The organism is Naasia sp. SYSU D00057, assembly GCF_017916505.1.
Classification (GTDB): Bacteria; Actinomycetota; Actinomycetes; order Actinomycetales; family Microbacteriaceae; genus Naasia.
Genome location: NZ_JAFMSZ010000002.1, coordinates 133,555 through 150,635, shown reverse-complemented (window position 1 = coordinate 150,635; position 17,081 = coordinate 133,555). Strand labels below are relative to the sequence as shown.

The 17,081-nt window shown below is 70.6% G+C and carries 16 protein-coding genes; 10 read left to right on the top strand and 6 right to left on the bottom strand.

The features are described from left to right. Window positions 1-3: 3 nt before the first annotated feature. Window positions 4-762, bottom strand: a complete 759-nt coding sequence (locus J3P36_RS07945) for a FadR/GntR family transcriptional regulator (RefSeq protein WP_210506963.1) — start codon at window positions 760-762, stop codon at window positions 4-6. Between the two features lie 105 nt (window positions 763-867). On the opposite strand from J3P36_RS07945, the gene J3P36_RS07940 reads away from it, so the two are divergent. The 10 genes from J3P36_RS07940 to J3P36_RS07895 all read left to right on the top strand — a co-directional run bounded on the left by J3P36_RS07940 (window position 868) and on the right by J3P36_RS07895 (window position 10,158). Further along, on the top strand, window positions 868-2,028 hold the full coding sequence (locus tag J3P36_RS07940) for a mandelate racemase/muconate lactonizing enzyme family protein (protein WP_210506961.1): 1,161 nt from the start codon (window positions 868-870) through the stop codon (window positions 2,026-2,028). Further along, the gene (locus tag J3P36_RS07935; RefSeq protein WP_210506959.1) at window positions 2,015-2,683 is read left to right on the top strand and encodes an RraA family protein; all 669 of its coding nucleotides are present in this window, start codon (window positions 2,015-2,017) and stop codon (window positions 2,681-2,683) included. Before J3P36_RS07940 ends, J3P36_RS07935 begins: the two co-directional genes overlap by 14 nt. 28 nt (window positions 2,684-2,711) lie before the next feature. Continuing rightward, window positions 2,712-3,587: an amidohydrolase gene (locus tag J3P36_RS07930; RefSeq protein WP_210506957.1), complete on the top strand. Its 876-nt coding sequence runs from the start codon at window positions 2,712-2,714 to the stop codon at window positions 3,585-3,587. A 238-nt stretch (window positions 3,588-3,825) separates the two neighbouring features. Continuing rightward, window positions 3,826-5,163 carry an ABC transporter substrate-binding protein gene (locus J3P36_RS07925; protein WP_210506955.1) on the top strand — a complete coding sequence of 446 codons (1,338 nt, stop codon included), beginning with the start codon at window positions 3,826-3,828 and terminating at the stop codon, window positions 5,161-5,163. 80 nt (window positions 5,164-5,243) lie between these two features. Further along, window positions 5,244-6,206, top strand: a complete 963-nt coding sequence (locus J3P36_RS07920) for a carbohydrate ABC transporter permease (RefSeq protein WP_210506953.1) — start codon at window positions 5,244-5,246, stop codon at window positions 6,204-6,206. Then, entirely contained in the window at window positions 6,203-7,135 is a 933-nt protein-coding gene (locus tag J3P36_RS07915) for a carbohydrate ABC transporter permease (RefSeq protein ID WP_246854470.1), read from the top strand. Before J3P36_RS07920 ends, J3P36_RS07915 begins: the two co-directional genes overlap by 4 nt. Further along, complete coding sequence (locus J3P36_RS07910; protein WP_210506951.1) at window positions 7,132-8,244, top strand: Gfo/Idh/MocA family protein; 1,113 nt, start codon at window positions 7,132-7,134, stop codon at window positions 8,242-8,244. Before J3P36_RS07915 ends, J3P36_RS07910 begins: the two co-directional genes overlap by 4 nt. Beyond that, window positions 8,241-9,089, top strand: a complete 849-nt coding sequence (locus tag J3P36_RS07905) for a fumarylacetoacetate hydrolase family protein (protein WP_210506949.1) — start codon at window positions 8,241-8,243, stop codon at window positions 9,087-9,089. Before J3P36_RS07910 ends, J3P36_RS07905 begins: the two co-directional genes overlap by 4 nt. Further along, window positions 9,086-9,838 (top strand): SDR family NAD(P)-dependent oxidoreductase, encoded by a 753-nt coding sequence (locus J3P36_RS07900; protein WP_210506947.1) that lies wholly within the window; start codon window positions 9,086-9,088, stop codon window positions 9,836-9,838. Before J3P36_RS07905 ends, J3P36_RS07900 begins: the two co-directional genes overlap by 4 nt. Continuing rightward, window positions 9,835-10,158: an L-rhamnose mutarotase gene (locus tag J3P36_RS07895; protein ID WP_210506946.1), complete on the top strand. Its 324-nt coding sequence runs from the start codon at window positions 9,835-9,837 to the stop codon at window positions 10,156-10,158. The genes J3P36_RS07900 and J3P36_RS07895 overlap by 4 nt, the downstream gene beginning before the upstream one ends. Window positions 10,159-10,191: 33 nt before the next feature. Here J3P36_RS07895 and J3P36_RS07890 read toward each other — a convergent pair whose 3' ends face one another. The 5 genes from J3P36_RS07890 to J3P36_RS07870 form a co-directional block, all read right to left on the bottom strand. Further along, window positions 10,192-11,238 (bottom strand): LacI family DNA-binding transcriptional regulator, encoded by a 1,047-nt coding sequence (locus tag J3P36_RS07890; RefSeq protein WP_307806997.1) that lies wholly within the window; start codon window positions 11,236-11,238, stop codon window positions 10,192-10,194. A gap of 25 nt (window positions 11,239-11,263) precedes the next feature. Then, window positions 11,264-13,684, bottom strand: a complete 2,421-nt coding sequence (locus J3P36_RS07885) for a glycoside hydrolase N-terminal domain-containing protein (RefSeq protein ID WP_210506942.1) — start codon at window positions 13,682-13,684, stop codon at window positions 11,264-11,266. Then, window positions 13,681-14,589, bottom strand: a complete 909-nt coding sequence (locus J3P36_RS07880) for a carbohydrate ABC transporter permease (RefSeq protein WP_210506940.1) — start codon at window positions 14,587-14,589, stop codon at window positions 13,681-13,683. The genes J3P36_RS07885 and J3P36_RS07880 overlap by 4 nt, the downstream gene beginning before the upstream one ends. Then, window positions 14,586-15,494 carry a carbohydrate ABC transporter permease gene (locus tag J3P36_RS07875; RefSeq protein WP_210506938.1) on the bottom strand — a complete coding sequence of 303 codons (909 nt, stop codon included), beginning with the start codon at window positions 15,492-15,494 and terminating at the stop codon, window positions 14,586-14,588. Before J3P36_RS07875 ends, J3P36_RS07880 begins: the two co-directional genes overlap by 4 nt. A gap of 78 nt (window positions 15,495-15,572) precedes the next feature. Next, the gene (locus J3P36_RS07870; protein ID WP_210506936.1) at window positions 15,573-16,841 is read right to left on the bottom strand and encodes an ABC transporter substrate-binding protein; all 1,269 of its coding nucleotides are present in this window, start codon (window positions 16,839-16,841) and stop codon (window positions 15,573-15,575) included. Window positions 16,842-17,081: the final 240 nt, after the last annotated feature.

Sequence of the window (17,081 nt, the reverse complement as noted above, 5' to 3'; positions counted from 1 at the left end):
CGGTCAGGCCTCGGCGAGCGGCGCGTCCGGGTCCTCATCGGCGTGCGCCGCGCTGAACTCCTCGACCCCGAGCAGGTGGATCGACATGCGCAGCCGCGCCCGTTCGGGATCGCGCCGGGCCAGCTCGTCGAGGATGGCACGGTGCTCGGCCTGGGTCTCCCGAACGGAGCCGCGGTGCGAGATGGCGCGCCACAGCCGCGCGCGGAAGGTCCGGCCCACGAGCGTGTCGATGATCGCGGCGAGCGGCGGGTTGCCGCTCGCCCTCGCGATGAGGCGGTGGAATTCGGTGTCGGCCTGGATGAAGGCCTCGAGGTCCATGTCGGGGTCGCTCTCGAGGATGCCGTCGACCGTCGCGAGCACCGCGTCGAGCTCGACGAGCTGCTCGTCGGTCAGGCGCGTCGCGGCGAGGGAGACGCTCTCCGCCTCGAGCACGCGGCGCACCGCGAGGAGGTCGGCGGCGTGCGCCGGCTGCTGCAGATCGGCCAGGAACCCGAGGGGACTGAGCAGGGTGCGGGGGTCGAGGGCGGTGACGTAGGTACCGTCGCCCTGGCGCGTCTCGAGCACGCCGAGGGTGGCGAGCGCACGCACCCCCTCCCGGAGGGAGCCGCGCGAGACGCCGAGCGCCGTCGCGAGGTCCTTCTCGACCGGCAGCCGGGAGCCGGGCCCGAGCTCGCCGCGGGTGAGCATCCCCTTGATCCCCTGGATGACCACATCCGTCTGGGATCGCGCGGGGGAGGCCTCGGTGGGGGCGCCGTCGGTCATGCGGGCCAGTGTACGGCCGGGACCGAATCGTCGGATCACTAGGCGGTGAGCAATCGTTTGATCTATATTGATCTCGCCTAGATGTCCGACGAAGGGGATCCGCCGATGAACACCGCCCTCACGGTGACGGGGCTGCGAGCCGTGCTCCTCTCCCACCGCTACCCGAAGGGCGAGGAGCTCACCTGGGTGGGCGGGACCATCCGGTCGTGGGATGCGGCTCTCGTCGAGGTCACGCTCTCCGACGGGACGAGAGGAATCGGAGAGGCCGGCGCGGGCATCATGGCGGCGCTCGCCGTGCCGGGCATCGTGGACTCCTTCCGGCCATATCTCGAGGGCCGTGGGTTCGGTCATCCCCTCGAGGTCGCGGACCATCTCCGCGCCTACACGGCCTTCTGGTCGCGCGGTGGCATCCTGAACGGCGTCGCGGGGGCCATCGAGACCGCGGCGCTCGACGCCGTCGCGAAGCGGGAGGGCGTCCCCGCCTACGAGCTCCTCGGCGGGCTCGCTCGGCCGACCATCGAGGCCTACGCGAGCGGCGGGCTCGGCACGACGTTCGACGAGGTATCGGCCTGGGCCGATGCGCAGATCGCCGCCGGCTTCGGCACCGTCAAGTTCCGAGCGATGACGGACCCGGACACCACCGTCCGGCTCCTCGTTCACGTCGCGGGCAGGCTGCCCGATGGCGTCCGCTTCGTGATCGACGCAGTGCAGGCCTGTGCGTCCGACCCGTGGCCCGTGGACGAAGCGATCCGCGTCGGCCGGAAGGCGGCAGAACTCGGTGCCCGCTGGTACGAGGAGCCCTGCCAGGCGGACGACGTCGCCGGGTACGCCCGGGTCCGCTCCGAGGTGGACGTGCCGATCTCGGGTGTGGAATCGAACGGCACCGTGCGGGAGTTCGCCGAGCTGATCGCGGCGGGAGGCGTCGACATCGCCCAGCCGGACGTCACCTTCGTCGGCGGCCCGGCCGCCTTCGCACGCGTGTCCGGCATCGCCCGCGAGGCCGGCGTCGCCGTCGTGCCGCACGTGTGGGGGAGCGGGGTGACCTTCTCCGCCAACCTCCACACCGTCCTGGCCGACCCGCACGTCGAGCTCTTCGAGTACTGCACGCTCTCGAATCCGCTCCGCGACGCGCTTCTCGTCGAGCCCGTCGGGTTCCGGGACGGTCGAGTGGTCGCCCCCACCGCCCCCGGCCTCGGAGTGCGACTCACCCCCGAGATCGAGCGGGACTTCCCCTTCCACCCGGGAGGCGGCCATGTCATCCGCTGACCCGGGATTCACGCCGGAGCCGGGCGACGAGCGCCTCAGCACGGCGATCCTCAGCGACTCCTGCGACGCCGCAGGCCTCCGCAACCAGGTGCTCGAGCACCGCCTCGCTCCCGTGGTCCCCGGCTCGCGCGCGATCGGCCGGGCGCGCACGGTGCGGTTCGCTCCGTCGCTCGAGGATCAGCCCGACGACCCGTACCGGGACGCCATCGACTTCATCGACTCGATCGCCGCTGGGCAGCTCGTCGTCATCGCCACCGACGAGAGCAACGACTCCGGCTTCTGGGGTGAGCTCTTCAGCGCCGCCGCGCTCGGCGCACGGGCATCCGGCGTGATCACCGACGGCAACCTCCGCGACACCGACCGGATCGCCGCGCTGGGCTTCCCCGCCTTCTCCCGATCGCGGCGACCGATCGACTACCGGGCGCGCATGCGGGTGATCGACGCCGATGTCGCGGTCACCGTGGGCGGCGTCCGCATCGACCCGGGCGACGTCGTGATGGCGGACGACGACGGAGTCGTGGTGGTCCCGCGCGAGCGCGAGGAGGAAGTCCTCGGCCTTGCTCGCGAGCGCGCCGCGCGCGAGTCCACCGTGCTCGCCGAGCTGCTCGCGGGGGAGTCCCTGCGAGCCGTCTGGGACCGGCACCGCGTCCTCTGAACCCCGACAATCGACCGAAGGAGCAACAGTGGCGTTTCCCGTGATCGACGCACACCAGCACGTGTGGGATCCGGAGCGGGCGGAGTACGACTGGCTCGGCCCCGACCTCGCTCCGATCAACCGCGCGATCGGCTTCGAGGAGCTTCAGCCCGAGCTTGCCTCGGCCGGCGTGCAGTACACCGTGCAGGTGCAGTCCGCGGACAACGCCGACGACACCGCGATCATGCTGGAGTCCGCGGCCGCGCACCCGGAGGTCGCGGCGATCGTCGGCTACGCGCCCATCGACCGTCCGGCGGAGCTGGCGGAGACGATCGCGGGCTGGCGGGGGAACAGCCTGCTCGTCGGCGTGCGCACGCTCATCCACAACCAGCCCGATCCCGACTTCCTGCTGCGGCCCGAGGTCGGCGAAGGGCTGGCGCTGCTCGAGCAGGCCGGGCTCACTTTCGACGTCGTCTCGGTGCTGCCGCGGCATCTCGAGCTCGTCCCGATCCTCTCCGAGCGCCATCCACGGCTGAAGATGGTCATCGACCACCTCTCGAAGCCGCCGATCGGCCTGGACTCGCGGGAGCCGTGGTGGAGCCTCATCGCCGCCGCTGCGGAGAACCCCCTGGTCCACGCGAAGGTGAGCGGCCTGTACTCCGCCACGGCGGACATGGGGTCGTGGACCACGGAGTCCGTGCGTCCGTACTTCGACCGGGCGGTCGAGCTGTTCGGCCCGGCTCGTCTCATGTACGGGGGCGACTGGCCCATCTCCGTGCTGGCCGGCGGGTACACCCGCGTCTGGCGGGGGCTCGCGCCGCTGTTCGACTCCCTCGGAGCGTCGGATCGCGAGCAGGTGCTCGGCAGGACGGCCGCGGACTTCTACTCGATCGACCCGTCCCGCATCAGCCTCGCGGCGCAATAATCCAACCACTGCCGCCTATAACAGTCGATCCCGCAACCACTGACGACAAACGGAGGCCGATTCATCTGATCTCTAGTACCATCGAGCCGCAACTCATTCCTCGGCGGCGCCGAGCCCGCGACGTCCTCCGGACGGGGCGGACGCAGAGCCACCGCGGTGGCTCGTGGCAGTGCACAGCTGCAGACCCACGGCAGAACAACAACGGCGTATCCAGCGCCACCTCACACAAGGAGTGTCAATGAAGACCAAGAGGTACATCACCGCGACCTCGGCGCTCGTCGCCGGCGCGGCCCTCGTCCTGTCCGGCTGTTCCGGCGGCGGCGGCGGCGAAGGCGGCGGCGGCAGCACGGGCGGGGGAGAGCAGACCGACTCCGGCGGCAAGATCACCGTCTGGGTCGACCCGCCCCGCGTCCCCGCGGCCGAGGCCTTCCAGGAGGCGCACCCGGAGATCGAGATCGACGTCGTGCAGATCGACGGCACCGTCGGCGGCAAGACCGTCAAGCAGGCGTTCGCGAACTTCGACTCCGCCGGCTCCGGCTGGCCGGACGCGATCTTCTTCCCGTCCAACGACGACATCGCCTGGGCCACGAACTCGACGAGCAACTACGCCGCCGACCTGACCGACCTGCTGCCCGAGGTCATCGAGGGATACGACCCGGCGGTCCTGTCCTTCTGCGACATCGACGGCAGGATCCGGTGCCTCCGCAACGACGCCGCGCCCGACGTGTTCTGGTACAACAAGGCGTTCTTCGACGAGAACGGCTACCAGCTGCCGACGACGTGGGAGGAGTACGGCGAGCTCGCCGTGCAGATCGCGCAGGAGCACCCCGGCAAGATCAGCGGGTTCCTCGGCGACGCCTACGCCGTCAACCGGTACCTGCAGGGCTCCGGCTGCCCGACCAACGAGCGCGTGTCGGAGTCCGAGGCCCGCATCGACCTCAGCGACCCGGCGTGCGTGCGCGCCACCGAGCTGCTGACCCAGATGTACGACGCCGGGGCGCTGTCGACCCAGGGCATCTTCGACGGCGACGCGGCCGGCACGGGCGTGAACCTCGTCATGAGCCCCGGGGCCGTGTGGTGGGGCAACTACCTGTTCCGCGACACCTGGAAGATCCCGGCCGGTCAGATGACCGCGGTGGCCCCGCTCGCCTGGGAGGGCGAGTCGGAGCCGACGACGGGCAACGAGGGCGGCGGCCTGTGGGGCGTCTCGTCCCACATCAAGGGCAAGCAGCTCGAGAACGCGCTGACCTTCGCGACCTTCGTCGCGACGGACCCCGCGTGGCAGGTCGAGCTGAGCACCGGTCTGCCCGGCTACGGCCCGGTGCAGGACGCGTGGCTCGACAACATGGCCGCTGAGGCTTACTTCGCGGACATCCCCACCACGCAGGAGGCGTTCAAGGCGGCCGCGTCCGCGGTGAGCCCCTACTCGTACATGCTGTACGACACGGGCTCGGTGTGGACGGAGACCGTCAGCCCCGCGCTGATCGGCGGTTCCTCCGTCGAGGAGGCCATCACGGCCTTCGGCGAGGAGCTCGTCAACCAGGCGAAGTCGGTCGGGTACACCGTCACCGAATGACCCTCATCGCGCTGCGGGGTGCCGACAGGCGCCCCGCAGCGCGACCTCCCCCGGCCAGAGTGCGATTCGAGGATGAAGGCATGACGACGACATTGGTGAAGGAAGAGAAGCGCACCGCGCCGCCACCGCGGGCAGCGCGGCGCAGGGCCCCCCACCGGGTGGAAGCCCGCGGCGCTCTCATCCTGTTGAGCCCCTACATCCTGCTGTTCCTCGTCGCCGCGGCGATCCCGATCGGCTACGCCTTCTGGATCTCCCTGCAGAAGGCGCCGACCCTCGTGAACCCGCAGTCCGGGTTCGGCGGCCTGGACTCGTTCGTGACGGTGATCAGCGACTACCGATTCGTCGACACCTTCATCAACATCTTCACGGTCATGATCGTCTGGCTGCCGCTGATGATCATCGGCATCGTCGGCCTCGCGCTGCTGGTGCACGCCAGCCCGGGGCGCTTCGGCGGCGCCATGCGCTTCATCTACTACGTGCCCGGGGCCCTGGCCGGCATCGCCAACTTCGTGCTGTGGGTCTACCTCCTGAACCCGTCGCAGTCGCCCATCGCCTTCCTCTGGCAGGGCGCCGGACTCGACAACCTCAAGGAGGTGGTGACCACCGAGAACCTGCCGAGCATCCTCACCGCCATGCTCTTCTTCCAGGGCGTCGGCACCTGGATCGTCATCGTCAACGGCGGGCTCAACGGCATCTCGGACGAGATCTTCGAGGCCGCGGCCCTCGACGGCGCGAACGCCTGGCACATGGCCTGGCGCGTCAAGCTGCCGCTCATCCGCCCGTGGATCGGCTACGCGGCCCTCATGAACCTGGCCTACGGATTCCAGCTCTTCCTCGAGCCCTACCTGCTGCGGCAGATCTCCGCCGGCTCGGTGGATGCGGAATGGGCGCCGACGCAGCTCGGCTACGCCTTCGCCTTCACGAACCGCAACTTCCCGGCGGCCGCCGCGATGTCGATCATCCTGCTCGTGATCACCCTGGCCATCGGCATCGTCATCGTGTTCCGCAGCGGCCTCTTCGGAGAGAAGGAGGAGCGGCGATGAGCGCCGTCGAGATGCATCGGGTCGTCGGATCGAGGCGATGGAGCGCCGGTCGGATCGCCCGGGTGTCGGTCATGCTGCTGGTCGCCGCCTTCTTCGTCATCCCCATCATCGGCTTCATCGCGATGGCGTTCCGCAACCAGGAGAACGTGGCCGCCGGCTCCGACGGCTTCCTCGGCCTGGGCGGGATGTCGTGGGAGAACGCCGTCTACAGCTGGAGCCAGATCGTCGGCTTCGGCCCGGGCGGGGGCGGGCTCTTCCCGCGCTGGATTCTGAACTCGCTGATCGTCTCGGTCGTGGGAGGCGTCCTCGGCCTCGTCGCGGCGCTGCCCGCCGGCTACGCGCTGGCCCGGCTGCGGTTCCGCCTCCGGAAGGCGTGGCTGTTCGCGACCCTGCTCGCGATGGTCATGCCGAACACGGTGCTCGTCATCCCGCTGTTCCTCGAGGTCAACGCGATCGGGGCGATCGGGCAGCTGTGGCCCGTCGCGATCATCATGGGCTTCTTCCCGTTCGGCGTGTACCTCAGCTACGTCCACTTCATGACGACGATGCCGCCGGAGCTGGTCGAGGCGGCCCGGATCGACGGTCTCGGCGAGGTCGCGATCTTCCTCCAGGTGGGTCTGCCCATCTCGAAGCAGGTCACGGCCCTGGTCGCCTTCTTCTCCTTCGTGGCCAACTGGACGAACTTCTTCCTGCCGCTCGCGCTGCTGACCTCGAGTCAGCAGAACAAGACGGTGTCGATCGGCATCCAGGAGCTCATCGGCGCGAGCCCGCTGTTCAACGCGACCGTCGCCGCCGGCCTCGACGTGAAGCTCTACATGCCGCAGCTCGCCCTCGCGACGTTCATCTCGATGCTTCCGCTGCTGGTCGTGTTCCTCACCGCTCAGAGATTCCTGATCCGGGGTCAGACGGTCGGGGCGGTGAAGGGATGAGCCCCGAGGACTACCCCGAGCGCCGGCCGGCGAAGGCCTACACGCTCGAGCTGCCGAACAGCCCGCGTCCGATCGTCATCCTCGGCACGGGCGGGATCGTCAAGGACGCCCACCTGCCCGCGTACCGCAAGGCCGGCTACCCGGTCTGGGGGCTCGTCAACCGCACGGTGCCCCGAGCTCAGGCCCTCGCCGACGAGTACGGCATCGAGAACGTGTTCGGGTCGGTCTCGGAGGCGGTCGCGGCGGCGCCGGCGGACGCGGTCTACGACATCGCCCTCATGCCGGAGCAGTACCTCGACACCCTCCGGGCGCTGCCGGACGGCGCACCCGTGCTCATCCAGAAGCCGCTCGGGCACACCCTCGAGCAGGGCATCGAGCTGCGCGACCTCTGCCGCAGCAAGGGCCTCGTCGCCGCGGTCAACACGCAGCTGCGGTTCGCGCCCTACGTCGCCGCCGCCCGCCGCCTCATCGCCGAGGGCGTGATCGGCGAGCTGTACGACTTCGAGATCCGGGTCTCGGTCGACACCCCGTGGCACCTGTTCCCGCACGTGTTCGGGCTCGACCGGCTCGAGATCAACATGCACAGCGTGCACTACCTCGACCTCGTCCGCTCGTTCCTCGGCGATCCGGACGGCGTCAGCGCGGTCACCGTCCGCCACCCGCTGAAGACGGACGTGGCGAACACCCGCTCGACCATCCTCCTGCGCTACCGCGACCGGCCGATCCGGGTGACCGTGAGCACGAACCACGACCATGCCTTCGGTCCCGGGCACGAGGAGAGCTTCATCAAGTGGGAGGGCACCAAGGGCGCGATCCGCGCCCAGATGGGACTCCTGCTCGACTACCCGACGGGCGGCCCCGACGCCCTCGAGCTCGCGCTGCTCGACGAGAAGGAGCGCGGCTGGCAGCCGGTGCCGTTCGAGGGGTCGTGGTTCCCCGATGCGTTCATCGGGTCCATGGGGGCACTGCAGCGCTTCGTCGAAGGGTCCGTCCCGACACTGCCGACGGCGGTCGACGACGTGCTGCACACGATGGCGGTCGTCGAGGCCGCCTACACATCACAGGAACACGAGGGCGTCGCCCTCGGGATCAAGGAGCAGTCCCAGTGACATTCGCCAGGCTCGGCCCCGCCGGATCGGAGATCCCCGTCCTCCAGCAGGACGGGGTCAACTACGACCTGAGGTCGCTCACGAGCGACATCGACGGGGCGTTCCTCGCGTCGGGCGGCCTCGCCGCCGCGCGCCGAGCACTGGCCGAGGGCGGGCTCCCCGTGCTCGACGACGCCGGCCTCCGAGTGGGAGCCCCGATCGCGCGGCCGGGCAAGATCGTGTGCATCGGCCTCAACTACTCCGATCACGCGGAGGAGACCGGCGCCGCCGTTCCCGCAGAGCCGGTGGTCTTCATGAAGGACCCGTCGACGATGGTCGGCCCCTTCGACGAGGTGCGCGTGCCGCGCAACTCCGAGAAGACGGACTGGGAGGTGGAGCTCGCGGTCGTGATCGGCGCCGAGGCCCGCTACCTCGGCTCGCCCGAGGACGCGGACGACGTCATCGCCGGATACGCGATGTCGAACGACGTCTCCGAGCGGGAGTTCCAGCTCGAGCGCGGCGGCCAGTGGGACAAGGGCAAGAGCTGCGAGACCTTCAACCCGCTCGGACCGGTGCTGAAGCCCGCCGACGAGGTGGGGGACCCGCAGGACCTCGGCCTGCGGCTGTGGGTGAACGGCGAGCTCCGCCAGGACGGCTCCACCGCCAACATGATCTTCGGCGTGCGTCACGTCGTCTGGTACCTCAGCCAGTTCATGGTGCTGCACCCCGGCGACGTCATCAACACGGGGACGCCCGCGGGCGTCGCGCTCGGCCTGCCGGGCAACCCGTACCTGCGGAGCGGGGATGTGGTGGAGCTGGAGATCGACGGCCTCGGCCGGGCGCGGCAGGAGCTGGTGCCGGCATGAGCGGCGAGTTCGCCGGCCTCACGGCCGTCGTCACCGGTGGCGCCTCCGGCATCGGACTCGCCACTGCACTCGCCTTCGCGGACCGGGGCGCCCGCGTCGCCGTGCTCGACCTGAACCCGGAGGGACTGGACGAGCGCCTCACCGGCTTCGTCGCCGACGTCTCCGACCGCGCCTCGGTGGACGCCGCCATCGCGCAGGTCGGCGAGGCGTTCGGCGGCATCGACATCGTCGTCAACAACGCCGGCATCAGTGCGGTGGGCACGGTGGAGGAGACGCCCGACGAGGACTGGGCGCGGGTCCTCGACATCAACGTGACCGGCATGGCCCGCGTCACCGCCGCCGCCCTGCCCTTCCTCCGCGAGTCGAGCAGCGCCGCCGTGGTGAACCTGTGCTCGATCGCGGCGCTCAACGGGCTGCCCCAGCGCGCGCTGTACGCCGCCTCGAAGGGGGCGGTCCTCGCGCTCACCTACGCGATGGCGACCGACCATGTGCGGGAGGGCGTCCGCGTCAACTGCGTGAGCCCCGGCACGGTGTCGACCCCGTTCGTCGACCGGATGCTGCAGGGATTCGCCGACCCGGCCGCCGAGCGCGCGGCGCTCGACGCCCGGCAGGCGACCGGTCGCATGGTGACGCCGGAGGAGGTGGCCGGGGCGATCCTCTACCTCGCCAGCCCCGCCTCCGGCTCCACCACGGGCACCGCTCTCGAGGTCGACGGTGGTGTCACCCACCTCCGGGTGAGGCAGGCGTGAAGCGCGTCGCCTCGGTGATCGGCCTGCCCGCCGAGAACCGAGCGGAGTACGAGCGGTACCACTCCGCGGTGTGGCCGGCCGTGCTCGACCGGCTCGCCCGGAGCAACGTGCACAACTACTCGATCTACCGGCACGGCGAGCTGCTGTTCTCGTACTTCGAGTACACGGGCGACGACTACGAGGCGGACATGGCCGCGATCGCGGCCGACCCCGAGACGCAGCGCTGGTGGGCGGTGCAGATGCCTCTGCAGCGCCCCCTCGACGACCGTGCCGAGGGCGAGTGGTGGAAGGAGCTCCCGGAGGTCTTCCACACCGACTAGGTGCGGCTCGCCCGCCTCGTCGCGCCGGCCCGCTCAGGCGGCGGCGATCCCCATCGTGCTCTCGCGCACGCTGAGCGAGAACGAGGCCTCCACCTCGCGTGCCGGCTCGTGCGGGGAGCCGTCGAACTGACGCGTGAGCAGCTCGACCGCGAGGCGGGCGATCTCATCCCGGCCGGGGGAGATGCTCGTGAGGGAGGGGGTCGAGAAGAGCCCGTCCTCCGTGTCGTCGAAGCCGACCACTGCGACGTCGTCCGGCACCCGCACGCCCGCCCGCAGCAGGGCGCGCAGCGCGCCGAGCGCGAGAGCGTCGTTGAAGCCGAACACGGCGTCGAACTCGACGCCGGAGGCGAGGAGCGCCTCGGCCGACCGCACGCCGCTCTCCTTGATCCAGCTGCCGCCCTCCCGCTCGAGCGCGGGATCGAGGGGCAGGCCGGCCTCCTCGAGCGCCTGCCGATAGCCGTCCCGTCGAAGCTGGGCGGCTCCCGCGCTGCCGGGCGGCTCGACCCCGATCGCGGCGATCCGCGAGCGGCCGAGTGAGATCAGGTGCTGAACCGCCGCGCGGGCGCCGGCGGCGTTCGCCATCGCGACGTGGTCGAAGTCGCTGTGGAAGATGCGGTCGCCGAGCAGCACCAGCGGGAAGGTGACCTCCTGCTGCCGGAGCTCCTCGGCGGTGACCACGGTCGGTGCGAAGAGCACCCCGTCCACGAGGTTGCCCCGCGAGCGGGAGAGCACCTCGAGCTCCCTCTGCCGATCGTTCTCCATCGTCTCGACGAACACGGTGAGCCCCTGCTCCCGTGCTGCGCTGATCACCGACTGGGCGAGCTCCGCGAAGTAGGGCTGGTTGAGGCTCGGCACCGCGAGCGAGATGGCGCCCGTGCGGCCCTGGCGGAGGTTCCGCGCGGGGATGTTGGCCCGGTAGTCGAGCGTGCCGAGCGCAGCCTCCACACGCTCCCGCGTCTCCGGCCGGATGTTCTCGTAGCCCCGGAGATAGCGGGAGACGGTCTGATGGGAGACGCCGGCGTGCCGGGCGACGTCGTAGATCGTCGCCCGCTTCGCCCGCGTGCGCTCGGTGCCGGTCACGTGCATCCCCTCTTCGGCGGCGCCGTCACGTCCGCCGGGTGCCGTCGGCGAGCTCCGGCTGGAACAGGTCCGGCGTGAGGAGGACGGCGTCGCCCCCGAGAGTAATGATCCTCTCCTCCCCGCCGCAGCGCACGACGTGGGTCCCCTCCCCGGACGGTCCCGTCGCCTGGAGGCGGGCCTCGACGAGGCGCGGCTCTCCGCTCTCGTCGCTCCACTCCAGGTCGACCCGGATCCCGGGGCGGGCGATGAGCCCCCGGACGCGCCCCGTGCCGAGCTCGGCGGGCACCGAGGGGAGCAGGTCGAGCGTCCCCCACTGCGACTGCACGAGGCACTCCGCGAGTCCGGCGACGAGCCCGAAGTTGCCGTCGATCTGGAACGGGGGGTGGGCGCAGAAGAGGTTCGGGTAGACGCCGCCGATCCACGGCCCCCGATCCACGGTCATGTCGCGGAAGAACAGCCTGAGCAGCGCGGAGGCCTTCTCGGGCTCCCGGAGACGCGTGCGCATGAGCAGCTTCCACGCGAGCGCCCAGCCGGTCGACTCGTCGCCGCGCGCGTCCAGGCTGCGCGACGTCGCCGCGTGCAGCGCCGGGTCCGGCCGCCAGTCGCTCGGGTGCAGGAAGTACAGGTGGGCGACGTGCCGGTGGGTCGGATCCGGGTAGTCGAAGTCGTCCGCCCACTCCTGCACCAGGCCCTCGCGCCCGATCCGCGGGCCGGGGATCCGGGTGCGCGCCGCGCGCGCCTGCCGCACGATCGGGTCGTCGGATCGTCCCAGGCGGTCGGCGAGCCCGACCAGGATGTCGAACAGGTCGGCCAGGACGACCAGGTCGTACGTCGACGAGCGTGCGACCGAGCCGATCCCGCCGTCCGGGGTCGTGAACTGGTTCTCGGGGGACGTCGACGGGTTCGTCCCGAGGGTCCCGTCCGGCTGCTCCACCAGCCAGGCCAGCGCGAACTCGGCGGCGGAGCGCACCGGCTCCCACGCTCGCGTGCACGCGAACTCGTCGCTCCCGCCGTGCAGCACCCGCTCCCACAGGTGGCGGACGAGCCACGGACCCGCCATGGGCCAGAACGCCCACTTCGGGTCGTGGGTGCCGTAGCCGACGGGGAGCGTGTACCCCCAGACGTCGGTGTTGTGGTGCGCCACCCAGCCGGGAGCGGCGTAGAGCTCACGAGCGGTCCGGCGCCCGGTGCGGGCGAGACCGTCGATGAGGTCGTAGAGCGGCTCCGCGCACTCCGGGAGGTCGGTCGCCTCGGCGAGCCAGTAGTTCATCTCGACGTTGATGTTCGTCGTGTAGTTGGAGCTCCACGGCGGCTGCAGGGAGTCGTTCCAGATGCCCTGCAGGTTGGCGGGGGCGCCCCCGGGGCGTGAGCTCGAGATGAGGAGGTAGCGGCCGAAGTTGAACGCGAGTGCGGCCAGCGCGGGGTCCGCGGCGATCGGCCCGCCGGGATGGGCGTTGCCACTGAGGATCCGCTCGTCGAGCGGTGCGTCGACGGGCGAGCCCACCTGGAGCTCCGTCCGCGCGTAGAGCGCCGAATGCTCGGCGACATGGCGCTCGTGCAGCTCGTCGACGGTCCGCGAGCCGGCACGGCGCACCCGTTCAGCGGCCGCGGCGTGCGCGCCCTCGGCGGTGCCCTCCGGCGTGCGGGCGATGCCGGCGAACGTCGTCGCGGTGGCGAGCCGGAGGACGACCCGGCTGGCGCCCTCGATGCGGAGCGCCGGCGCCGCCGCGTCCGTGGCGGCGGGGACGGCCGTTCCGTCGTGCTCGACCGAGAGGGCGACGGCGCCCCGGAGCGAGGCGCCCGGCGCGTCCGAGTACACCACAGGCTCGGCCCAGTCGTCGTGCGATGGCGCGACGTCGGCGGGCATCGTCAGCAGCAGCCCGAGGGTCCCGTCGCCGGCCGGGGCCGCCTCCGCACGGAGCAGGCTCGACAGCGCCACGGTCAGCGCGACGCCGCCCGGTGCAGCCGACACGAGCTCGTGCACGAGCACCGCATCGCGGTGGCTGATGAAGGTGCGGTGCCGCACCTCCGCCCCGTCCAGCCGGTAGGCCGTGGTGTGCGTCGCCGTCGCGAGGTCGAGGGAGCGCCGGTAGTCGCCGACCGCCCCCTCGCCGGAGAGCGCGACGACGAGGTCCGCGAAGGGGAGATAGGTCTGGCTGTGGCGGTGCTGCAGTCTGCGCAGCGCGCGATCCGCCGCGGCGTAGTCCGCTCGCTCGATCGCCTCCCGCGCCTCGGTGAGCGCGGCCGCGGCGGTCGCGGGATCCACGCGTGGCGGGACGTCCTCGCTCGCCGGGCTGCCCGACCAGGCCGTGCCGTCGTTCAGCTGGAGCCGCTCCGTGTGCGGCCCGCCGAACACCATCGCGCCCAGCGTGCCGTTGCCGAGGGGAAGCGCCTCGGTCCACTCCGCGGCGGGGCGGGAGAACCAGAGCTCGTGCGCGCCGGTCACTCCTTGCTGCTTCCGCTGGCGAAGCCGTTCACGATGAACCGGAGGCCGAACAGGACGAACAGCACGGCGGGGACGGCGAGGAGCACGAGGCTCGCGTTGTAGCGCCCGAAGTCCTCGGCGCTGCGGCCGAGCGCATTCGCGAACGAGGACACCGCCTGCGCCGCGGTGGTCATGCCGGGGTTCGTGAACAGCATCGAGGGCCACAGGAAGTCCTGCAGCGACCAGATCATGCAGAGCACGAGCAGGTTCGCGATCGCCGGCCGCGTCATCGGCAGGAAGATGTGCCAGAACACCCGGAAGTGCCCCGCGCCGTCCATCCGCGCCGCCTCGAACAGGGAGTCGTCGAGGTTGTGCCCGTAGTTGCGGAGCAGCAGCACCGCGAACGGGATCGTGAGGACGGCCTCGGGCAGGGCGACCCCGAGGTAGTTGTTGAAGAGGTCCGCCTCGTTCGTGATGTGGAAGACGGGGATGAGCAGCGCCGTGCCGGGCACGGCCAGGAACAGGATGATCAGCGCGAAGGCGAGCTCACGGCCGCGGAAGTGGAGCTTCGACAGCGCGTAGCCCGCCATGGACCCGATCCCGACCACGAGGGCGGCGTGCAGCAGTCCGATGACGAACGAGTTGAGGTACGTCGTGAGGACGTTGACACCCGCGACCGGCTGGGTGAGCAGCGTCGTGTAGTTCGCGATGCCGGCGCCCTGCAGGGACTTCGCCACCATGGCGTAGAGCGGGAACGCGAACACCAGCCCCATCGCGATGAGGAGCACGTACACGAGGATCCTGTCGCCGCGCGAGGTGATCACGGCGCGCATGGGGTTGTCCTCGCCACGACTCGGCACGGTGCCCCGACGGGGCTGGCCGGGGTCCGCCTCGACGTCCGGCGGCAGGAGGTCGGTCGTCGTCATCGTGCGCTCCTCTTCGTCCGGGTCGCGAACATCTGCGCGAGCGAGATGACGAGACCGATCAGGAGCACGACGATCGACGCGGCGGCGGCGTAGCCGATCGTCTTGCCCCCGGAGTTGACGTAGCCGTAGACGTAGGTGCCCACGATCTCGGTGGTGTCGCCGGGGCCGCCCCCGGTCGAGAACAGCACCTGCTCGAGGCCGCGGAACGCGCCGAGGAGCAGGGCCAGGATCACCGTGATGTGGGTGGTCCGCATCATCGGGTAGATGACCTGGGTCATGATCCGGAAGGTGCCCGCGCCGTCGAGCAGTGCCGCCTCGAGTGCGGAGGTCGGCAGGGCCGACAGGTCGGCCGTGTAGTACATGATCGGCAGGCCGATCAGGTAGCAGAAGACCAGGATCACCGCCGTGTAGGCGAGGCCAGGGGTCGTGAGCCACGACTGTGCGAGGTCGCCCAGGCCGACGGCGCGCAGCGTCTCGTTCAGGATGCCGAAGCGCTCCTGCAGCATCGAGCCGAAGATGGTGGCCACGAGCGACAGCGGCATCAGCGCCGGCAGCAGGAACACCAGGTAGAACAGCTTGCGGCCGCGGACCCCGGTCGAGAGGGCCACGGCGATGAAGAAGGCGATCGTCAGCGCCACCACGATGCTCGCCGCGGCGAAGACGAGATTGTTGACGATCGAGCCCAGGAAGACGGGATCGGTGGCGAGCAGGGCGAAGTTCTCGAAGCCGACCTGCACGGGCCGGAGCAGCGAGATGCCGATGCGCTGCATGCTGGTCTGGCCGAGGAAGACGATGCTGTACAGGTAGTACACCGCGTAGATGGCGAGCAGCGGGGCGAGGAAGACGAGGGCGACGAGCCAGTCGCTGCGGCGACGGCGCTTCCTCGTGCGGGTGTCAGTGGTCACGGCTCTTTCACTCCTGTCGAAGGCGTTCGGCGAGCCACCGGGCTGCGGCGGCCCGCCGAACGTGGGGGAGGGGTTCTACTAGAACGTGCCCCGCTCGAACTCGGCCTGCGCGTCCTTCGCGGCCTCCTCCGGGGTCATCGTGCCGAACAGGACCTGCTTGACGTTCGCGCCCACGTGGTCGGAGAACGCGCCGAGGTTGTTCCGGTCGCTCGCCGGGTTGGAGATGAGCTCGACGAGGGTGTCGTAGCTCTGCTGCTGCAGCTCGGTGGTCAGCGTGCCCTCCGGGAGCTCGTAGTCGCTCACCGCGGGGATGCCCTTGAGCGCCGTGGCCCAGGGGTCGACGCCCGCGCCGGTCGACATGCAGTCGATGAACGTGGCCGCGGCCTCCTGCTTGGTGGACTCGGCCGGGATGCCGAGCATCACGTCGAGGAACGCGCGCAGCGACGCCTTGTCCGCCGTCTCGGCCGGCACGGGGATCACGCCGTAGTTGCCGGTGAGGATCCGGCCCGCCTCCCAGGAGCCGTTGAACACGACCGCAGACTTGCCCTCGTCGAAGGCGGTCATCGCGGTCGTGTAGTCCATGTCGAGCGTCGCGGCGTCGAACGTGCCGTTCTCGAACATCGCCGCGTAGTTGCTGAGGCCCGTCACGTAGGCGTCGGAGTCCCACGAGCCGTCGTCGTAGCGCACCGAGTTGAAGAACTCCGGGTCCTCCTGGCCCACGAAGGTGAGCGCCATCTCGTCCTGGAACCAGTCGTCCGCGGGCATGGTGACGGGGAGGATGCCCTTGCCCTGCGCCGCCAGAGCGTCGCTCAGCGCCTTGAACTCGTCCCAGGTCGTCGGCGCCTCGAGGCCGAGCTCGGCGAGGATGTCCGCGTTGTAGACACCGACGGCGGAGCCGGTCGAGTACACCGGGACGGCCGACAGGAGGCCGTCGGTGAAGTTGCGCTCCGCCTGGGTGATCGACTGCTCGCCGAACTTCCCGACGAGGTCGCCGTTCGACCAGTCGGACACCGGCAGGAGGTAGTCCTCGACCTCCATCGCCCAGGAGCCGGGCTGCACGGTGAGGACGTCGATCTCCTCACCGGCGCCCAGGGACTGCGCCGCCTTCGGCTTGTAGTCGGTCTGGGCGAGCTCGGTGTAGTTCACCTTGATGTCGGGGTGCTCGGCCTCGCAGGCCTCGATCACCGCCTCGACGATGTCGCGCCCGGGCGCACCGTCCCAGCTCCAGTAGTTGATGGTGGTCACGCCATCCTGGGCGGCGTTCCCGCCGCCGCCTGCGCAGCCGGTCAGCAGGAGGGCCGCACCCGCGGCGGCCGCCGCGGCGGTCGTGCGCTTCGAGAACTTCATCGTGTCTCCAGTCCGGCTCGCCTACGCAGGTTCGCCGTTGAACAGGTTGTTGGGGTTGCCGCCGGCGGCTCGGGCACCGACGCGGACGATGTTATCGATAAAACGAGCCGATGCAAGCATCTCCTTCCACCCCCGTTTCCCGAGGGTGCTCCTGGCGGCCGGGTCGCTCCCCTCGCTCGGCTCCTCCTCGCTCGAGCCGGACCGCTTCCCGTCGAGCGCGTCCCCTGAGTCCCCCGAGTT

What these genes read in the sequence shown, in the direction of transcription:
- J3P36_RS07945 (WP_210506963.1), bottom strand. Translation starts at nt 762, where the DNA reads ATGACCGACGGCGCCCCCACCGAGGCCTCCCCCGCGCGATCCCAGACG.
- J3P36_RS07940 (WP_210506961.1), top strand. Translation starts at nt 868, where the DNA reads ATGAACACCGCCCTCACGGTGACGGGGCTGCGAGCCGTGCTCCTCTCC.
- J3P36_RS07935 (WP_210506959.1), top strand. Translation starts at nt 2,015, where the DNA reads ATGTCATCCGCTGACCCGGGATTCACGCCGGAGCCGGGCGACGAGCGC.
- J3P36_RS07925 (WP_210506955.1), top strand. Translation starts at nt 3,826, where the DNA reads ATGAAGACCAAGAGGTACATCACCGCGACCTCGGCGCTCGTCGCCGGC.
- J3P36_RS07920 (WP_210506953.1), top strand. Translation starts at nt 5,244, where the DNA reads ATGACGACGACATTGGTGAAGGAAGAGAAGCGCACCGCGCCGCCACCG.
- J3P36_RS07915 (WP_246854470.1), top strand. Translation starts at nt 6,203, where the DNA reads ATGAGCGCCGTCGAGATGCATCGGGTCGTCGGATCGAGGCGATGGAGC.
- J3P36_RS07910 (WP_210506951.1), top strand. Translation starts at nt 7,132, where the DNA reads ATGAGCCCCGAGGACTACCCCGAGCGCCGGCCGGCGAAGGCCTACACG.
- J3P36_RS07900 (WP_210506947.1), top strand. Translation starts at nt 9,086, where the DNA reads ATGAGCGGCGAGTTCGCCGGCCTCACGGCCGTCGTCACCGGTGGCGCC.
- J3P36_RS07880 (WP_210506940.1), bottom strand. Translation starts at nt 14,589, where the DNA reads ATGACGACGACCGACCTCCTGCCGCCGGACGTCGAGGCGGACCCCGGC.
- J3P36_RS07870 (WP_210506936.1), bottom strand. Translation starts at nt 16,841, where the DNA reads ATGAAGTTCTCGAAGCGCACGACCGCCGCGGCGGCCGCCGCGGGTGCG.